Origin of the sequence: Ralstonia sp. 25C (genome assembly GCF_051904805.1) — a bacterium.
Classification (GTDB): domain Bacteria; phylum Pseudomonadota; class Gammaproteobacteria; order Burkholderiales; family Burkholderiaceae; genus Ralstonia.
Map to the genome: position 1 here is coordinate 3499470 of NZ_CP196737.1, position 15867 is coordinate 3515336.

Here is a 15867-nt window from a genome sequence, read left to right on the forward strand (position 1 = left end):
GGCTTGTATGAACGGCGCATTATCGCGCGACCCGTGCTGCACGGAAAGCACAATGCACGCCCGGCCCTGTAGGCGGTTGGCATGACGGACCTGCGCATCCAGCGTGTCCGGGAGGGTTTGGCTGTGCGCCAGACGTTCGATGCAGCAACCGTAGTCCCGTGGATCGTCGCTGGGCAGCGTGTCGGCTGGCTTGGCCGCGATCGAGCTGCATTGCTCGGGCGCTGGCCCCAGTGGTTCGAGGTGTCGGCGGACCGCGTCGAGTTGTGCGGCATGCTGGCTACCGAGGCCGACCGCACCGTCGCGCTGGCCGAGGTAATCGAGCGCTTGGCGGAAGACGGCCACGTGCGCGGCTGGCGCGATGAGCGCTTCGCCGTCAACACCGGCTGGGGCACGCCCACGTTGGCGCTCATTGAAAGGGCTGCGGCGCGCTTTTTCGGCATCCGCACCTATGCGGCGCATATGAATGGCTTGATCGACGGGGTGGACGAAGCCGGCCCGATGCTTTGGCTGGCCCAACGTGCGGAGACCAAGCCCATTGACCCCGGCATGTGGGACAACCTCGTCGCGGGTGGCATCGGCCACGGGTTCGACGCGCGCGGTGCGCTGGAAAAGGAATGCTGGGAAGAAGCGGGCATCGGCGCTGATCTGGCGGCCCAGCTGGTGCGGCGAGGCACCCTGGACGTCCTGCGCGACGTGCCGGAAGGCATTCAATGCGAAACGCTCTTCGCCTTCGATCTGACGCTGCCGGCCGACTTTACTCCCGCCAACCAGGACGGCGAAGTGGCCGGCCATCTCCGCGCCAGCCCGGACGCCGCCCTTGATATCATGGCGGACTGCGCGATGACGGTCAACGCCACGCTCGTCACCCTCGATGCCCTGGTGCGCCTGAGTTCGCTCCATGCGCCGCAACGGTTCGCGCCCGACAACAATACGTAAAACGCTTCATGAGTCACTCCGGTTTCATCCTCACCCTGTCGTGCCCGGACCAGCCCGGCATCGTCCACGCCGTGTCGGGCCTGTTGTTCGAGCAGGGCTGCAACATTCTCGACTCCGATCAATACGGCGACGAATTCACTGGCCGCTTCTTCATGCGCGTGCATTTTGTACCGCAGGGGCAGCCGCTTGATCTGGCCACGCTGCGCGAGCGCTTCACGGCGATCGGCGAGCGTTTCTCCATGCAATGGGGCATGTTCGACGCCGCCGCCAAGCCGCGCGTGATGATCCTCGTCTCGAAGATCGGCCACTGCCTGAACGACCTGTTGTTCCGTGCCCGCGCCGGTCAGCTGCCGATCGAGATCGCCGCCATCGTGTCGAACCACAGCGATTTCTATCAACTGGCGGCGTCGTACAACGTGCCGTTTACGCACCTGCCGCTGCTCAAAGGCACGGAGGAGCAGAAGGCGCAGCAGGAAACCCGCATCTGGGAAATCGCCCAGGAGCAGCAGATCGACCTGGTCGTGCTTGCGCGCTACATGCAGATTCTGTCGAACGATCTGTGCCGCAAGCTGGAAGGTCGCGCCATCAACATCCACCATTCGTTCCTGCCGAGCTTCAAGGGCGCCAAGCCGTACTACCAGGCGCACGAGCGCGGCGTGAAGCTGATCGGCGCGACGGCCCATTACGTGACAGCCGACCTGGACGAAGGCCCGATCATCGAGCAGGAAATCGAGCGGGTGGACCACAGCATGGACCCGGAGCAACTCACCGCTGTCGGCCGCGACGTGGAATGCGTGGCGCTGGCCCGCGCCGTGAAATGGCATGCCGAACACCGCATCCTGCTCAACGGCCACAAGACCGTCGTCTTCAAATAAGGGGAAGGGGGACGCATGACACGACAGATCATCCTCGATACCGAAACCACCGGCCTGAACGCCGCCACCGGTGACCGCGTGATCGAAATCGGTTGCGTGGAGATGGTCAACCGGCGCCTGACCGGCCGGAACCTGCACTTCTACATCAACCCTGAACGCGAGATCGACCCGGGTGCGATGGCGGTGCACGGCATCACCAACGAGTTCGTCGCCGACAAGCCGAAGTTTGCGGAAGTCGTCAACGAGATCCGCGACTACGTGCAGGGCGCCGAGGCGATCATCCACAACGCGGCGTTCGACTTGGGCTTTCTGGATATGGAATTCCAGCGCCTGGGGCTGCCCACCTTCCGCGAGCATCTGTCGGGCCATATCGACACGCTGCTCGAAGCGCGCCGGATGTTCCCCGGCAAGCGCAACTCGCTGGATGCACTGTGCGACCGGCTGGGCGTAAGTAACGCGCACCGCACGCTGCACGGCGCATTGCTGGATGCGGAGTTGCTGGCCGAGGTCTACCTGGCCATGACACGCGGCCAGAACACGCTGGTGATCGACATGCTCGAAACTGGTGATGGTGCGTCGGCCGAAGCGGTTGCCATCGATCTGAGTGCGCTGGAACTGCCTGTGTTGCTGGCCACGGAAGCCGAAGCCTCCGCTCACGCCGGCGTGCTCAAAGAGATCGACAAGGCCAGCGGCGGCAAGACCGTCTGGACGCGCGAGGCCTCCGAAGCTGCGCCGCCGGCCGCCTGAAGAAAAAAAGTGCGGTCGGGGTCTTTACACGGCAATCGCTTTTCGTCATAATCTCGTTTTCGCCGCATCCCGGCAGCAGTTTTCGGGTGGTTAGCTCAGCGGTAGAGCACTGCCTTCACACGGCAGGGGTCACAGGTTCAATCCCTGTACCACCCACCAAATTCGCGAGCAATCGCACAAAAAGGGCCCTCTGGCAATCGCCGAGGGCCTTTTTGTTTGTCTTGCGTTTGCTGCGCGTTCTCTCTCCCGGTTACCCGACTGCCGGGTGCTTTTCATAGCAGCGCCAGCTGGGCGTTGCTCAGTCGCCTCCTCTCACAGACGAATCCCGCAAATCGATATGCACCGCGCTGAGGCGTAGTGCGCGCGAATGGCGCAATTTGCCGTTGTGTGAAGCAATGAACGTTGCCGCTGCAAGTGGCGGCTATCGCTGTCTCCTCGTCTATCTTCGGTATCAGCCATTCGTTCTGCGTGTCTCAACGCAGGTGGGAACTCGCACCGATTGGTTACACACCAACTGGCACGCACACTGGCATGCATAGCGCATCGGCATGGGTATGGTTTCTGCTGTGTTGCAATCGGCACGATAGCGTTGCGCGGGTGTTGTGTTGCAGCGCAGATTCGTTGTTTATTGAAAGCCGTGTGGGAGCGACAAGCGTGGCAAGCGTCAGCGTGGCCGCGTCGGCATCATTAGCACTGAGGGGTATCGAGCGCTAATGCACGCCGGACGTGGGTTTTCGAGGGGCGATGTTTTTTTCTTGGCCCTTGTGCTGGCGGCTGGTTGGTCTACAGTGGAATCACTACCGCACTTACGCACGTCACAACTAGCCTCGTCTGCGGCAGCCATGTTGGGATGAGGAAGCGTCTACGGGGGAGATATGGATATTTTCCGCCACTACGCAACGCGTTTTGAAGCTCGCAAAGAGGACGAGTACAGCATCCAAGAGTATCTGGATATCTGCAAGAAGGACTCGACCGCCTATGCGACCGCCGCGGAGCGCATGCTTGCTGCGATCGGTCAGCCCGAACTGGTGGATACGCATCACGATCCACGCCTGTCCCGGCTGTTCTTCAACAAGGTCATCAAGATCTACCCGGCCTTCCGGGAGTTCTACGGCATGGAAGATACGATCGAGCAGATCGTCTCCTTCTTCAAACATGCCGCGCAGGGTCTTGAGGAACGCAAACAGATCCTCTATCTGCTTGGCCCCCCGGGTGGTGGCAAATCTTCGCTTGCCGAGAAGTTGAAGGCGCTGATGGAGCAGGTACCCATCTACGCGCTCAAGGGCTCGCCCATTCACGAGTCCCCGCTCGGGCTGTTCTCGCCCGAGGAAGACGGCAAGATTCTCGAAGAAGACTACGGCATTCCGAAGCGCTATCTGAACACAATTGCGTCACCGTGGGCGGTGAAACGGTTGCATGAGTTCAATGGCGACATCACGCGCTTCCGCGTGGTGAAGCTGCACCCTTCGGTGCTGTCGCAGATTGCGATATCCAAGACGGAGCCGGGCGACGAAAACAATCAGGACATTTCGTCGCTGGTCGGCAAGGTTGACATTCGCAAGCTGGAGGACTATCCGCAGGACGATCCGGACGCGTATTCGTATTCCGGCGGACTGTGCCTGGCCAACCGCGGGCTGCTTGAATTCGTCGAGATGTTCAAGGCACCGATCAAGGTCTTGCACCCGTTGCTGACGGCCACACAGGAGGGCAACTACAAGGGCACCGAGGGCTTTGGCGCGATCCCGTTCGATGGGGTGATTCTCGCGCACTCGAACGAGGCGGAGTGGCAGAGCTTCAAGTCAGACCGCAACAACGAGGCTTTCCTCGACCGTATCTATATCGTCAAGGTGCCGTACTGCCTGCGCGTGTCGGACGAGGTGAAGATCTACGACAAGCTGCTGCGTAACAGCTCGCTGGCCGCGGCGCCGTGCGCGCCGAGCACGCTCAAGATGATGGCGCAGTTTGCGGTGCTCACCCGCATTAAAGAGCCCGAGAACTCGAACATCTTCTCGAAGATGCGCGTGTACGACGGCGAGAGCCTCAAGGATGTCGACCCGAAAGCGAAGTCGTATCAGGAGTACCGCGACTTTGCCGGCATCGACGAAGGCATGACGGGTTTGTCGACGCGCTTTGCGTTCAAGGTGCTGTCGAAGGTATTCAATTTTGATGGCACTGAGGTCGCGGCCAACCCGGTGCACTTGCTGTATGTGCTTGAGCAACAGATCGAGCGCGAGCAGTTTCCGCCCGAGACGGAATCCAAGCTGATGTCCTATATCAAGGAGTATCTGACAGCGCCTTATGTGGAGTTCATCGGCAAGGAGATCCAGACGGCCTATCTGGAGTCGTATTCGGAATACGGGCAGAACATTTTCGACCGCTACGTGGTGTTTGCCGATCTGTGGATCCAGGATCAGGAGTACCGTGATCCGAACACCGGCGAGATTCTCGACCGCAGTGCACTGAACGACGAACTGGAGAAGGTGGAAAAGCCGGCGGGTATCTCGAACCCGAAGGATTTCCGCAATGAGATCGTCAACTTCGTGCTGCGTGCGCGAGCCAAGAACGGGGGCAAGAACCCGCTCTGGACCAGCTACGAGAAGCTGCGCATGGTGATCGAAAAGCGGATGTTCTCGACCACGGAGGATCTGTTGCCTGTGATCTCGTTCAACGCCAAGTCGTCGCATGACGATCGGGAGAAGCACGAGAACTTCGTCAACCGTATGGTGGAAAAGGGCTACACGCCGAAGCAGGTGCGCTTGCTGGTGGAGTGGTATCTGCGTGTCAGGAAGTCGTCCTAAGGAGGGAGTGCCGAGCGCGTACAACTTCCAACCGAGGGCAGTCACATGGGCACGATCATCGATCGGCGGGAGAACGGTGGCGGCAAGAGCACCGTCAACAAGCAGCGCTTCATCAAGCGCTATCGGGACCAGATCCGCCGTGCGGTGGCCAAGGCGGTGTCGGGCCGGAAGATCATGGACATCGAGCAGAGCGGCCAGGTGTCCATTCCGGTCAAGGACATCTCCGAGCCCATGTTCCACCACGGCCAGGGTGGGCGCCGTGAAGGCATCCACCCCGGCAACCGCCAGTTTGTGCGCGGTGACAGCTTTGACAGGCCGCAGCAGGGCAGCGGCGGAACGGGCTCGCAGGCGAGCGACTCGGGCGAGGGCGAAGACGATTTCATCTTTACGCTCTCGCGCGAGGACTTCCTGAACTTCTTCTTTGAAGACATGGCATTGCCCGACTTGGCCAAGCGCAGCCTGGCCAAGCTCGCGGAAGTGCGCAAGGTGCGTGCGGGTTTCTCGCTCGATGGCACGCCGTCGAACCTGTCGATCTTGCGCACGATGCGCAGCTCGCTCGGCCGCCGTATCGCACTGTCCAGTCCTTACCAGCGGCGCCTGCACGAGCTGGAGGAAGAATACAACGAGGTACTCGAAAACGACGGCCCGTACTGCGCGCGCGCGCAGGAGCTGATGAAGGAAATGCGTCATCTGCGCTCATGCCTGGACCGCGTGCCTTTTATCGAAAAGCTCGACCTGCGCTACAACAACCGCGTGCAGCGCAAACGCCCGCAGGCGCAGGCGGTGATGTTCTGCGTGATGGACGTGTCCGGCTCGATGGACGAGACGCGCAAGGACCTGGCCAAGCGCTTCTTCATGCTGCTGTACCTGTTCCTGAAGCGGAACTACGAGCGCATCGACGTGGTGTTCATCCGCCATCACACCGTGGCGAAAGAGGTGGACGAAGACGATTTTTTCCACTCACGCGAATCCGGCGGGACCGTCGTGTCGAGTGCTCTCAAGCTCATGGCCGAGGTGATTCAGGAGCGCTATTCACCCAGCCAGTGGAACATCTACTGCGCGCAGGCATCGGACGGCGACAACTGGGCGGGCGATTCAGAGCTCTGCGCCAAGATCCTGCGCGAATCGATCCTGCCGGTCACGCAGTACTACGCCTATGTGGAGGTGGTGTCGACAGAGCCACAGAACCTGTGGGAAGAGTATCTTACGTTGAAGGCTGGGCACGACAACTTCGCGATGCAGCGCATCCTCAAAGCGGACGAGATTTACCCGGTGCTGCACGATCTGTTTCAGAAGCGCGCCGCTTGATTGCACATCAGCGGACGTGAGTCGTCCCCCAACCAGTGCACCGTCGCCGCACGGCGGTAGTGCACGCCATGGCGAACACGCCACGTGTGAGATGGACGAACGGGAACGAGCATGGCCTACCTATCTACGGGCTCGGAGTGGACCTTCGAGCTGATCAGGCGCTACGACCAAAGCATCGCCCGCATTGCCGCTGAATTCGGCCTGGACACCTATCCGAATCAGATCGAGATCATCACCGCCGAGCAGATGCTCGATGCCTATGCGTCATCGGGTCTGCCGCTGGGTTACAACCATTGGTCTTACGGCAAGCACTTTCTTGCATCGGAGCGTGGCTACCAGCGTGGGCTGATGGGGCTGGCTTACGAAATCGTCATCAACTCCAATCCCTGCATCGCCTATCTGATGGAGGAGAACACGATGCCGATGCAGGCGCTGACCATTGCGCATGCCTGCTACGGCCACAACTCCTTCTTCAAGGGCAACTACCTGTTCCGCACCTGGACGAACGCGGATGCCATCGTCGATTACCTGCTCTTTGCCAAGAGCTACGTCGCGGAATGCGAGCGGCGCTATGGCGAGCAGGAGGTGGAACTGCTGCTCGACTCTTGCCACGCGCTGCAGAACTACGGCGTGGACCGCTATCGGCGGCCCAAAAAGCTGTCGATCAATGAAGAGCAGGCGCGCCAGGCGGAGCGCGAGCGGTACCTCGAGGCGCAGGTCAACGACTTGTGGCGCACGTTGCCAACGCATCGCGCGCGCGCGGTGACCACCGTGGACGATGTGCCGGAGCCCGAACCGACCTTTCCGCCCGAGCCCGAAGAGAACCTGCTGTATTTCTTCGAGAAGAACGCGCCCAAGTTGCAGCCTTGGCAGCGAGAGATCGTGCGTATCGTGCGCAAGATCGCGCAGTACTTCTATCCGCAGCGCCAGACCAAGGTGATGAACGAGGGCTGGGCCACGTTCTGGCACTACACCATCCTGCACAAGCTGTACGACGAGCAACTCGTCAACGATGCCTTCATGCTGGAGCTGCTGCAGGCGCACACCAACGTCATCTACCAGCCGCCGTATCACAGCCCGTATTACAGCGGGTTGAATCCCTACACGCTGGGCTTCCTGATGTTCCAGGACATCCGCCGTATCTGCGAATCCCCCACCGATGAGGATTACCGCTGGGCGCCGGAGATCGCCGGAAGTGATTGGCAGCAGACGCTGGACTTCGCCATGCGCAACTTCAAGGACGAAAGCTTCCTGCTGCAGTTTCTGTCGCCGCGGGTGATTCGCGAGTTGAAGCTGTTCTCCGTGCTGGACGACGACCGAGATGCCAAGCTGCGCGTCACGGCCATCCACGACGATGACGGCTATCGCATGATCCGCGAACTGCTCGCCGCCCAGTACGACCTTTCCAACGTCGAGCCGAACATCCAGGTGACCAACGTCAACATTGGCGGCGATCGCTCCTTGACGCTGCGCCACCAGCAGAGCGCCCGCCGCCCGCTGGGCGCCAATTACGAAGAAATGCTGCGGCACGTGGTCCGGCTGTGGGGCTTTACCTGCCGGCTGGAGGTGGTCTACGAAGATGGGCGGCGCGAAATGAAATACGAATGCAAGCCGGACTAGCTCACCTCAGCATCACGCAATCAAACCGCAGGCGCTGCAGGTTCAACCCCAGTGCTTGTGGTAGCGGAAACCGGAAGGCCAGCTTTCACGCTGGCTTTCTTTTTGTCCGATGCCGTGGGCGCTGAGGGTCGCGTTTCCGGCATGGTCGGTGTTTCTACCGTGCCGAAACCGCCAAACAGCGCGCGCACCGGCGCGATCATGGGTTCGTCGCCCCAGTGCGTTGCCAGTGTGCGCCAAGCGTCGGCTGAGGTCGTGCCCTCTTGCAGCAGGGCCTGATGCTGTTCGTTAAGCAGGTTGAGCATGGTCTGGAACAGGCGGCCGTTTTGCTCCACGCGGGTTTGCAGCAGCGTGGCGGGTAGGGTGGCCAAGTCTTCCCATGAATTGGCCTCGGCAACGGATGCGCAAGCCTGCAAGGCGCGCCGCTCGGCGTCTTCCAGGCTCTTGAGCGTGATCTTGAGCAGGCGCTCCTGGGTTTCTTCCAGCGTGGTCAGAATGTGCAGGGCAGTCTGCAACTGCGTGCGAAAGACTTCGAGAGAGAGATCGATGCGTGCTTCCACGGTGAGCCTCCAAAGGATGTGGTGGCGAGGCCCTGCCGATGTCGTCCCGCATGGTGCCCCGGTGTCCCCCCGTCCCCTGGCCGCCCGCTGCTGTGGTGCGCGCGAACGTGCCGGCCGGCGCCGCTCGCAGGCAACGCCTGATCTACTGATCTACAGATGCAGGTTTACATGCCGAAGCGGAAATGTCCGCTGCGCAGGACGATGTTGTGTGAGTCGGTCAGCTTGAACAGCGAGCGGGCCATGTCTTCGATGGTGCCGCGATGCGACTCCATGGCCTGTAGCAGATCTTCCTGCCGCCAGGAGCGCGCGCCGAAATGTTCTTCCAGCGCCTCCGCGGTCACGGCGTAGCAGGCGAAGGTGCCATCCACGCTGGCCGTGCACGTGAGCGTGAGATCCGCCGCGCAGTAGCGTGGCGCACCCGTGTGAAACTCGATGGTTTTCATGGCCGACCTCCATGAAAAAACGGCGATGCACTGCGTGCCGCCTCGCACTCAGTGTATGGCGCGGCCACGCGAATGCAATGCGTTAAATCAGGTGCCGCGCTGCAGGGTTGACCACGTGCAATGTCATCTCTGTCCAGGGTGGCCCGTCAAACACATCGCCTGGGCCATCGATCCCTGTCCATTGCTCCATTGTTCGCGCCGCGCCGCGCGAACACGATCAGAGCGCGCATTGCTGCGCACTCAACCCTGATCGATGGAGCCCATCATGAAGATGAAGAACACGCAGTTGCCTCAAACCATGCGACGCGCCTTGGGTGTGGTCGCTGCGTCGATGACGATGCTTTCGGTGCTGCCCGCATCTGCGGCCACGATCGAAGGCTGCCCGACCGATGGCTATCTGTATCACTTCGGTTTTTCTGACTGGCGCAAGAGTGGCACGGGCTGGCAGGCGCGCGATAGTGACTACCTGCAGTCGCCGTCCGGGCTGTCCGTGTTCCTTAACCTGACGGAGGAGGAGTACCAGGCGATGAATGCGGCGCGCTCGACCACGTTGGGAGAGACTTTCGTCGTGCTGCGTGTGAAGTGCGACGCGTCGTATTCGAAGAAGCTGAAACTGACTGCGTCACCCGTGGAGGCGAAAGGCTGGGTGACTGCGGGGGCGGCGAAGCACGCGGTGCTGAATATCAATGTGAGCCGCCCCGACGCACAGCAGTTCAATCAGACCTTCCAAAACGAGTTGATCAATCATTCCAGTGTCATGGCAACGGAACGTTGATCGTTGCGACTCCAAAGGGGCATCCTGTGGCGAGCAACGCTGTCGTGGATGCCCCCAAAGGGGGCACCGCCGGGGGCGGAGTTACATCGTGCAAAGTTGCAGGCGCGCCATGCCCGCCTTGCAACGCGATAGCCAGAGCGCCGCTTCTGTGCGGTTGCTCACCCCGATCTGCCGGAACAGCGCATACAGGTGGTTCTTGATGGTGCCCTCGGCCACATTGAGCACGCGGCAGATCTGCTTGTTGGATTTGCCTTCTGCAAGCAGTTGCAGCACTTCATGCTGGCGCGGTGTGAGGCGCTGCCATACCTCTGCCGGGCTTTCCCCGATGCGCTGCCCTGCGTCGTCGAGCGCGAGATTGCTGATCGGGGGCAGGTAGACGGCACCGGAGGTGATGCGCTGCAAGGCTTCGAGCAACACGTCAGCGGTGGCTTGGCGGTCGACCACGCCGGCCGCGCCAAACCGCAGCGCGTCACCCACCACGTGGCGGCCAATGGCCGGCACCGTCAGTAGGATCGGCACTTCCGGCAGCATCGCTTTCAGCTCCGACAAACGTTGCCGTGCGCCGTCATCCTGCGCGCTCCATTCCATGACGACGGCGCTGGGCTCAGCCTCCCTGCAGGCCGGCCCAAAGGGCACGCAATAGTGCGTATCGATAAATACGCCATGCGCATCAAGAGCATTCAACACATTAGACACACCTGCCGCAAAAAGCGGCAAGCTATCGATTACCAGAATATTCATCGACCCCTCGTGCTTCGGTTAATTGTTTTCAAGCGAAACCGATTATTTTGTAGGGCGTAGATGATCCGGGTGCATTGAAACGGAAGTGCCGTGCCGAAAGTCATGGGGCAGGCGTTGCCTGGCGCTAGGGCCACCGTTCTGGTGCCTCGGCCGGGACTTCTGGGGCGTCGAATCCGGCGCTCAAAGCGCTTACCTTGAATTCCGGCGCACAGCCCTGTGCGTCCAATTAATTCAAAGTGAGGAGTTTTAAATGGACAACGGACTTATCGGGTCGGTTATCAATGCGCTGCCGATCGACAAGATGATCTCTGCGCCGCTGCAGGCAATGATTGCAGCGCAAACCTCGGCGGCAAAATCTTATGCGGATTTTCTGCTGCAGGTGTGTATTCAGAACGGCAAGGCCGTTGCGGTGCAATTTGACTACGACGAAACCATCGTCGATGAGAAGGGGGTATCGCAGGGCACGATCCAGAAGACGATGCGCATCCCGCTGCTGTGCGCGGTGGTGCATCCGGTGATCGCCATCGAGGAAGGCACGATCGACTTCGAGCTGGAGATTTCGCAATCGGAGAAATCGTCATCCAGCACGGAGGCGGAAGGTTCGTTCCAGGCCAAGCTGGGATGGGGTCCGTTCAGCGTGTCGGTGTCGGGCCGCGCCTCGCACAAGTCGGAGCAGACGCGCAGCACCGACACACGTGCCAAGTACTCCTTCCACACCCAGGTCAAGCGTCAGAACCCGCCCGAAGCGCTGATGCGGGTGATGGAATTCCTGACCGACGCCGCGACCAAGCCGGTGGTTGTGAAGGGCAAGGAGAACGACGTCAAGCCACTGCCGGCCACGCCGACCGACGGCACGATGGTCGGCGAGAAGGTGCCCGCAGGCGGCAATGCCCCGGCCCCTGCGCCGGCCGCTGGAGGCTAAGCCGCGACGGCAACAGACGCCGGCCGGCCTCCCCACGGCTGGTGTCCTGACAGGCGCACGCCTGCCGCGCGCCACCGATTGACCCGATCAATCCGATCGACTCGACCGACCCGACACCATGTTCAAACTCTTCAGCCGCCGCCGGCGTGATGACGATCGTGCGTCGTCAGCGCCCGCAGACACACCGCCTGCGCCGCCGTTTGCGCCCACGCCATTCCACAGCACGCCGCCCGACGCGCCCGCTGCCGAGGCATCGCCCCCGTTGCCGCCTATTTCCCCGCCGCCCGGTGGCGGTGGTGGTGCCGGCGGGGGCGGGGGCAGCGGCAACCACGGTCATCCAGGCCTCAACGGCCTGACGCTTGATGACATCACGCGCGGCATGCAGCACGCAGCGTCGTCGGCCAACCAGATGCTGGCGCAGCAGTACACCGCGCTGCTCGACCAGTTTTTCGATGCCGATGAAAACGGCACGCTGGTCGCCCGCGAAGTGGAACTCGCCCTCGACAGCCAGCATCGACTGGCGCTGCCGCTGGTGTCATTTGCGATGCCGCGTGGCCTCGCGCTCGACGAGATGACCGTGAACATGACCGTGCGCAGTGACATCGCCGAGACCCTCCCCGCACAAGGTCAGGGCGCGGGTGGTGTCGGCCGGTTCTACGTCTCGCTTGCGCCGCATTCGAGCCGAGGGGCGGGTGACATGCGCGGCCGCGACAGCGAGCACATCGACATCGAGATGAAGTTCACCGCGCTGCAGCCACCCGAGGCAGTGATGCGGCTGATTGACGAATACACGAACCGGCTGCTGCCGCGACCCGTCAAGCCCGCTTCCGGCGCCACGCCCGACGCCGACCCCAATACCGCCCCGCAATCTCCAGGAGCAGAGCAATGAGCACTGAGCACAACCCGCGCACCACTGGCGAGCAAGGTCTCGCGCTGATCAAGGAATCGGAAGGCCTGCGCTTGTCGACGTATCTGGATGCGGTTGGCAAACCGACCATCGGCTACGGCCACCTGATCCGCCCGGGCGAAACCTTCAAGGGCCCGATCTCACAGCAGCAGGCGGAAGCACTACTGCGCAAGGACCTCGCCGACACCGAGCAGGGCATCGCCAAGGCGGTGCGCGTATCGATCACGCAGGGGCAGTTCGATGCGCTGGCGTCGTTTGTCTTCAACCTGGGGGCGGGGCGGCTGCGCTCATCGACGCTGCTGCGCAAGCTCAACGCGGGTGACTACGCCGGCGCGGCCGACCAGTTCCTGCTGTGGGACAAGGCCGGCGGCAAGCCGCTCAAGGGCCTGACCAAGCGCCGCCAGGCCGAACGCAAGTTGTTCCTGTCCTGACCGTCACACCACCAAGGAGATTTGCCATGCGTACCGAACCGCTGCCCGCCATCCCCACCGTACCGTCGCGTCGTTTGCGTGGGCTGTTGATCTGGGCCATCGCCACCGCCGTTGCCATTGGTATTTCGTATGCACGTGCAGCGGATGCACCGCCCACGTGCGCAGCGGAAGCCGAGCGGTTGAATGCTGAGCTCGCCAAGCAGGCCTTGCCGCGTCTTACACCGCAAGGGGTGGCCTACCTGGCCGAGACGCTGAACACGTTGTACCTGTACGGCCGCCTGCCCAATCGCTACGACCCTGAAGGCAAGGTCGACTGGCCCGATGGTGCCAACCGCCCGGCTTTGCTCATCAAGCGCAGTGTGGGCGGGGGGCCATGGGGGCAGACCGGGTGGCTACAGGCGGATGTCGATGATGGGTTGGGCAAGCGCGGCCCGCTGCGGTTGATCTATGCCCGCGATGGCATGCCGCAGTTCCTGACAACGACCGCGCCGGGCGCGCCGAGGGTGCCGACACAGCGTTGCACGGATCCGTCGTAGATCGGAAAAAGGAAGGGAGGGCGTCAGGCGCCGGCTTGCGTGGCCTTACGCGCCATTTCGACGCCCTTGTTGGCCAGCGCATCGGCGCGCTCATTGCCGGGGTGGCCTGCGTGGCCCTTCACCCAGTGCCAGCTGACGTCGTGGCCGACAACGAGTTCATCGAGGATGCGCCACAGGTCATCGTTCTTCACGGGCTTCTTGTCGGCGGTTTTCCACCCGCGGGCCTTCCAGCCGGCTAGCCATTCGCTGATGCCTTTCTGCACGTACTGCGAATCGGTATAGACCTTCACCCGGCACGGCCGCTTGAGTGCACGGAAGGCCTCGATGACGGCCATCAGCTCCATGCGGTTGTTGGTGGTGACGGCTTCACCGCCGAAGAGTTCTTTCTCGTGGCTGCCAGAGACGAGCACGGTGCCCCAGCCGCCAAGGCCAGGGTTGCCCTTGCATGCGCCATCGGAATAGACGGTGACTTCCTGCATGAAAACGATTGGTAAAGGGTCAGTGAGGGGGCGTGAGGTCGCTGCGCTCAAGCGCCCGATTGGCCATCGCGCGCGGCTGCCGGCGGCGTCTTGGTCGAATGCGAGCCGGAGGGCGTGGCAACCGGCGTACCGGCCGGTACCAGCGCTGACGCCTTGCGTGTCTTCCATGCCGGCCCGACCAGTCGCATGCCAGGCACGCGCTTGACTGCCTGCAGCATGTACACCGCGCCGAAGATCGGCCACCAGCGGTCGCCGGCTTTCTCCATGAAGGCCGTGCGCTGCAACCATTTGTCGGTGCGGTTGGGCGGGCAGTAGCAGCCGAAACGGCCGCGCACAATATCAAATCCGAGCAGCTTGAGCCAGTCTTTCAGGCGCGTGAACGCGATCATCTGGCTCTGCGCGGGCAGGAACGATTCGGTACCCAGGCGGCGCATGCCTTGCCGCACGCCCCACAGGCTCAGCGGGTTGAAACCAGTGATGACGAGTCGCCCCTCGGGCATCAGTACGCGCGCGACCTCGCGCAGTACTTCGTGCGGGTCGTCGGTAAATTCGAGCACATGGGGCAGAGCGACGAGGTCGATGCTTTGGGAGGCAAAGGGCAACTCGTCGTAACGGCAGATGACGCGAGGCTTGGCCTGGCGCAGCGGGGTATTGGGGTCGGATTCCCCTTCGGCAGCATCGGCGGGCTCGGCCGGATTGCCGTCCATCGAATCCAGTGTTTCGGTCGGGGCGGTGGGGTCGATATCGTCCACCACACGGGCGATCAGCGGAATGCGGTTTTCACGCAGTGCGCCAAAACCTGGGTGGCCGAGCTGCAAGGCGTGAAAGCCAAACATGTCGGCCACGGTGCGGTCGAACTGCGCCTGCTCCCACCGCAGGACGTATTGCCCGGGCGGCGAAGCGAGCCAGTGGTGCCAATCTATAATGCGACGATCGTTAGAGGGGTCGGACATGGTCCAGAGTGGTGTGCCGCATGGTGTGGCGCTTGAAGTCGAAGCGATCGCTGCGTTTTCCGACAATTATATTTGGGCACTTCACGATGGCCGTGTGGCTGCGGTCGTCGACCCAGGTGATGCGGAACCGGTCCTGCGCTTCCTGAAGGCGCGCGGGCTTGCGCTCGGTGCCATTGTAATCACACATCATCATGCGGATCACGTTGGCGGGGTGGCGGAACTCGTTGCGGCGTATCCGGAAAATCCCGAGGGTGCCCCCCTGCCGGTGATCGGCCCCGCCGGCGAATCGATCCCGTGCCGGACCGAGGCCGTGCGCGAAGGGGATGTTGTGACGCTCGCACAGCCAGCGGCCACGTTCCACGTCATCGACGTCCCTGGCCATACCAGTGGGCACGTCGCCTATGTCGGCCGCCTGCAAGGAGACGGCGCTCCCGAAAGCCTATTCTGCGGCGACACCCTCTTTGCCACCGGCTGCGGCCGCCTCTTCGAGGGCACGCCCGCACAGATGCGCACATCGCTGGCAAAGTTGGCCGCCTTGGCGCCCGATACGCGTGTTTACTGTGCGCATGAATACACTGCATCGAATGTCCGCTTTGCCCGCGCTGTTGAACCCGGCAACGCCGCGCTCGCCGCGTGGGAGGATGAAGTGGCGACGCTGCGGGCCGAGGGGCATTCGACCGTGCCCACCACCGTGGGCCACGAGCGTGCGACCAACCCATTCATGCGATCGGACGAGCCGGAAGTGATTCAGGCGGTGGCTGATCACGCCGGCATTGACGCGGCGGACCCGGTCGCGGTATTCGCCGCTTTGCGTGAGTGGAAGAACGGTTTTCGTTGAG

The 15867-nt window shown here is 62.2% G+C and carries 17 protein-coding genes and 1 tRNA gene; 13 read left to right on the forward strand and 5 right to left on the reverse strand.

All coding sequences use genetic code 11. The annotated features are described in order from the left end of the window. The first annotated feature begins 81 nt into the window (after positions 1-81). From ACS7SF_RS16425 to ACS7SF_RS16455, 7 genes are all read left to right on the forward strand, one after another. Positions 82-936, forward strand: coding sequence for a DUF4743 domain-containing protein (locus tag ACS7SF_RS16425; protein ID WP_439890742.1), 855 nt, complete (start codon positions 82-84; stop codon positions 934-936). A gap of 8 nt (positions 937-944) precedes the next feature. Further along, positions 945-1811, forward strand: a complete 867-nt coding sequence (purU, locus tag ACS7SF_RS16430; RefSeq protein ID WP_439890743.1) for a formyltetrahydrofolate deformylase — start codon at positions 945-947, stop codon at positions 1809-1811. A 15-nt stretch (positions 1812-1826) separates the two neighbouring features. Beyond that, positions 1827-2558, forward strand: a complete 732-nt coding sequence (gene dnaQ / locus ACS7SF_RS16435; protein WP_439890744.1) for a DNA polymerase III subunit epsilon — start codon at positions 1827-1829, stop codon at positions 2556-2558. Between the two features lie 84 nt (positions 2559-2642). Continuing rightward, positions 2643-2717 (forward strand) — tRNA-Val (locus ACS7SF_RS16440). Between the two features lie 716 nt (positions 2718-3433). Further along, the gene (locus tag ACS7SF_RS16445) at positions 3434-5356 is read left to right on the forward strand and encodes a PrkA family serine protein kinase (RefSeq protein WP_426398239.1); all 1923 of its coding nucleotides are present in this window, start codon (positions 3434-3436) and stop codon (positions 5354-5356) included. 45 nt (positions 5357-5401) lie between these two features. Further along, complete coding sequence (locus tag ACS7SF_RS16450; RefSeq protein ID WP_439890745.1) at positions 5402-6664, forward strand: YeaH/YhbH family protein; 1263 nt, start codon at positions 5402-5404, stop codon at positions 6662-6664. Between the two features lie 111 nt (positions 6665-6775). Then, positions 6776-8284 (forward strand): SpoVR family protein, encoded by a 1509-nt coding sequence (locus tag ACS7SF_RS16455; protein WP_439890746.1) that lies wholly within the window; start codon positions 6776-6778, stop codon positions 8282-8284. Between the two features lie 20 nt (positions 8285-8304). Here ACS7SF_RS16455 and ACS7SF_RS16460 read toward each other — a convergent pair whose 3' ends face one another. Beyond that, positions 8305-8841, reverse strand: a complete 537-nt coding sequence (locus ACS7SF_RS16460) for a hypothetical protein (RefSeq protein ID WP_439890747.1) — start codon at positions 8839-8841, stop codon at positions 8305-8307. Positions 8842-9005: 164 nt separating this feature from the next. Next, positions 9006-9284, reverse strand: a complete 279-nt coding sequence (locus tag ACS7SF_RS16465) for a DUF1488 domain-containing protein (RefSeq protein ID WP_439890748.1) — start codon at positions 9282-9284, stop codon at positions 9006-9008. Positions 9285-9549: 265 nt separating this feature from the next. On the opposite strand from ACS7SF_RS16465, the gene ACS7SF_RS16470 reads away from it, so the two are divergent. Next, positions 9550-10059: a hypothetical protein gene (locus tag ACS7SF_RS16470; RefSeq protein ID WP_439890749.1), complete on the forward strand. Its 510-nt coding sequence runs from the start codon at positions 9550-9552 to the stop codon at positions 10057-10059. A gap of 81 nt (positions 10060-10140) precedes the next feature. Here ACS7SF_RS16470 and ACS7SF_RS16475 read toward each other — a convergent pair whose 3' ends face one another. Then, complete coding sequence (locus tag ACS7SF_RS16475) at positions 10141-10800, reverse strand: response regulator transcription factor (protein ID WP_439890750.1); 660 nt, start codon at positions 10798-10800, stop codon at positions 10141-10143. Between the two features lie 250 nt (positions 10801-11050). Here ACS7SF_RS16475 and ACS7SF_RS16480 point away from each other — a divergent pair, with 250 nt between their 5' ends. The 4 genes from ACS7SF_RS16480 (at position 11051) to ACS7SF_RS16495 (ending at position 13596) form a co-directional block, all read left to right on the forward strand. Next, a complete protein-coding gene (locus ACS7SF_RS16480; RefSeq protein ID WP_426398248.1) occupies positions 11051-11722 on the forward strand; it encodes a DUF2589 domain-containing protein in 672 nt (223 codons plus the stop codon). A gap of 118 nt (positions 11723-11840) precedes the next feature. Then, complete coding sequence (locus tag ACS7SF_RS16485; protein WP_439890751.1) at positions 11841-12611, forward strand: DUF2589 domain-containing protein; 771 nt, start codon at positions 11841-11843, stop codon at positions 12609-12611. After that, positions 12608-13060, forward strand: a complete 453-nt coding sequence (locus tag ACS7SF_RS16490) for a lysozyme (RefSeq protein ID WP_426398251.1) — start codon at positions 12608-12610, stop codon at positions 13058-13060. The genes ACS7SF_RS16485 and ACS7SF_RS16490 overlap by 4 nt, the downstream gene beginning before the upstream one ends. Positions 13061-13086: 26 nt before the next feature. Then, positions 13087-13596 carry a hypothetical protein gene (locus ACS7SF_RS16495; protein ID WP_439890752.1) on the forward strand — a complete coding sequence of 170 codons (510 nt, stop codon included), beginning with the start codon at positions 13087-13089 and terminating at the stop codon, positions 13594-13596. 23 nt (positions 13597-13619) lie between these two features. Here the strand turns inward: ACS7SF_RS16495 and rnhA are convergent, their stop codons facing one another. Both rnhA and ACS7SF_RS16505 read right to left on the reverse strand, forming a co-directional pair. Then, the gene (gene rnhA, locus ACS7SF_RS16500) at positions 13620-14075 is read right to left on the reverse strand and encodes a ribonuclease HI (protein ID WP_439890753.1); all 456 of its coding nucleotides are present in this window, start codon (positions 14073-14075) and stop codon (positions 13620-13622) included. 47 nt (positions 14076-14122) lie between these two features. Further along, positions 14123-15028 (reverse strand): class I SAM-dependent methyltransferase, encoded by a 906-nt coding sequence (locus ACS7SF_RS16505; RefSeq protein ID WP_439890754.1) that lies wholly within the window; start codon positions 15026-15028, stop codon positions 14123-14125. Between ACS7SF_RS16505 and gloB the strand changes: the two genes are divergently transcribed. Continuing rightward, on the forward strand, positions 15027-15866 hold the full coding sequence (gene gloB / locus ACS7SF_RS16510; RefSeq protein WP_439890755.1) for a hydroxyacylglutathione hydrolase: 840 nt from the start codon (positions 15027-15029) through the stop codon (positions 15864-15866). The genes ACS7SF_RS16505 and gloB overlap by 2 nt on opposite strands. Position 15867: the final 1 nt, after the last annotated feature.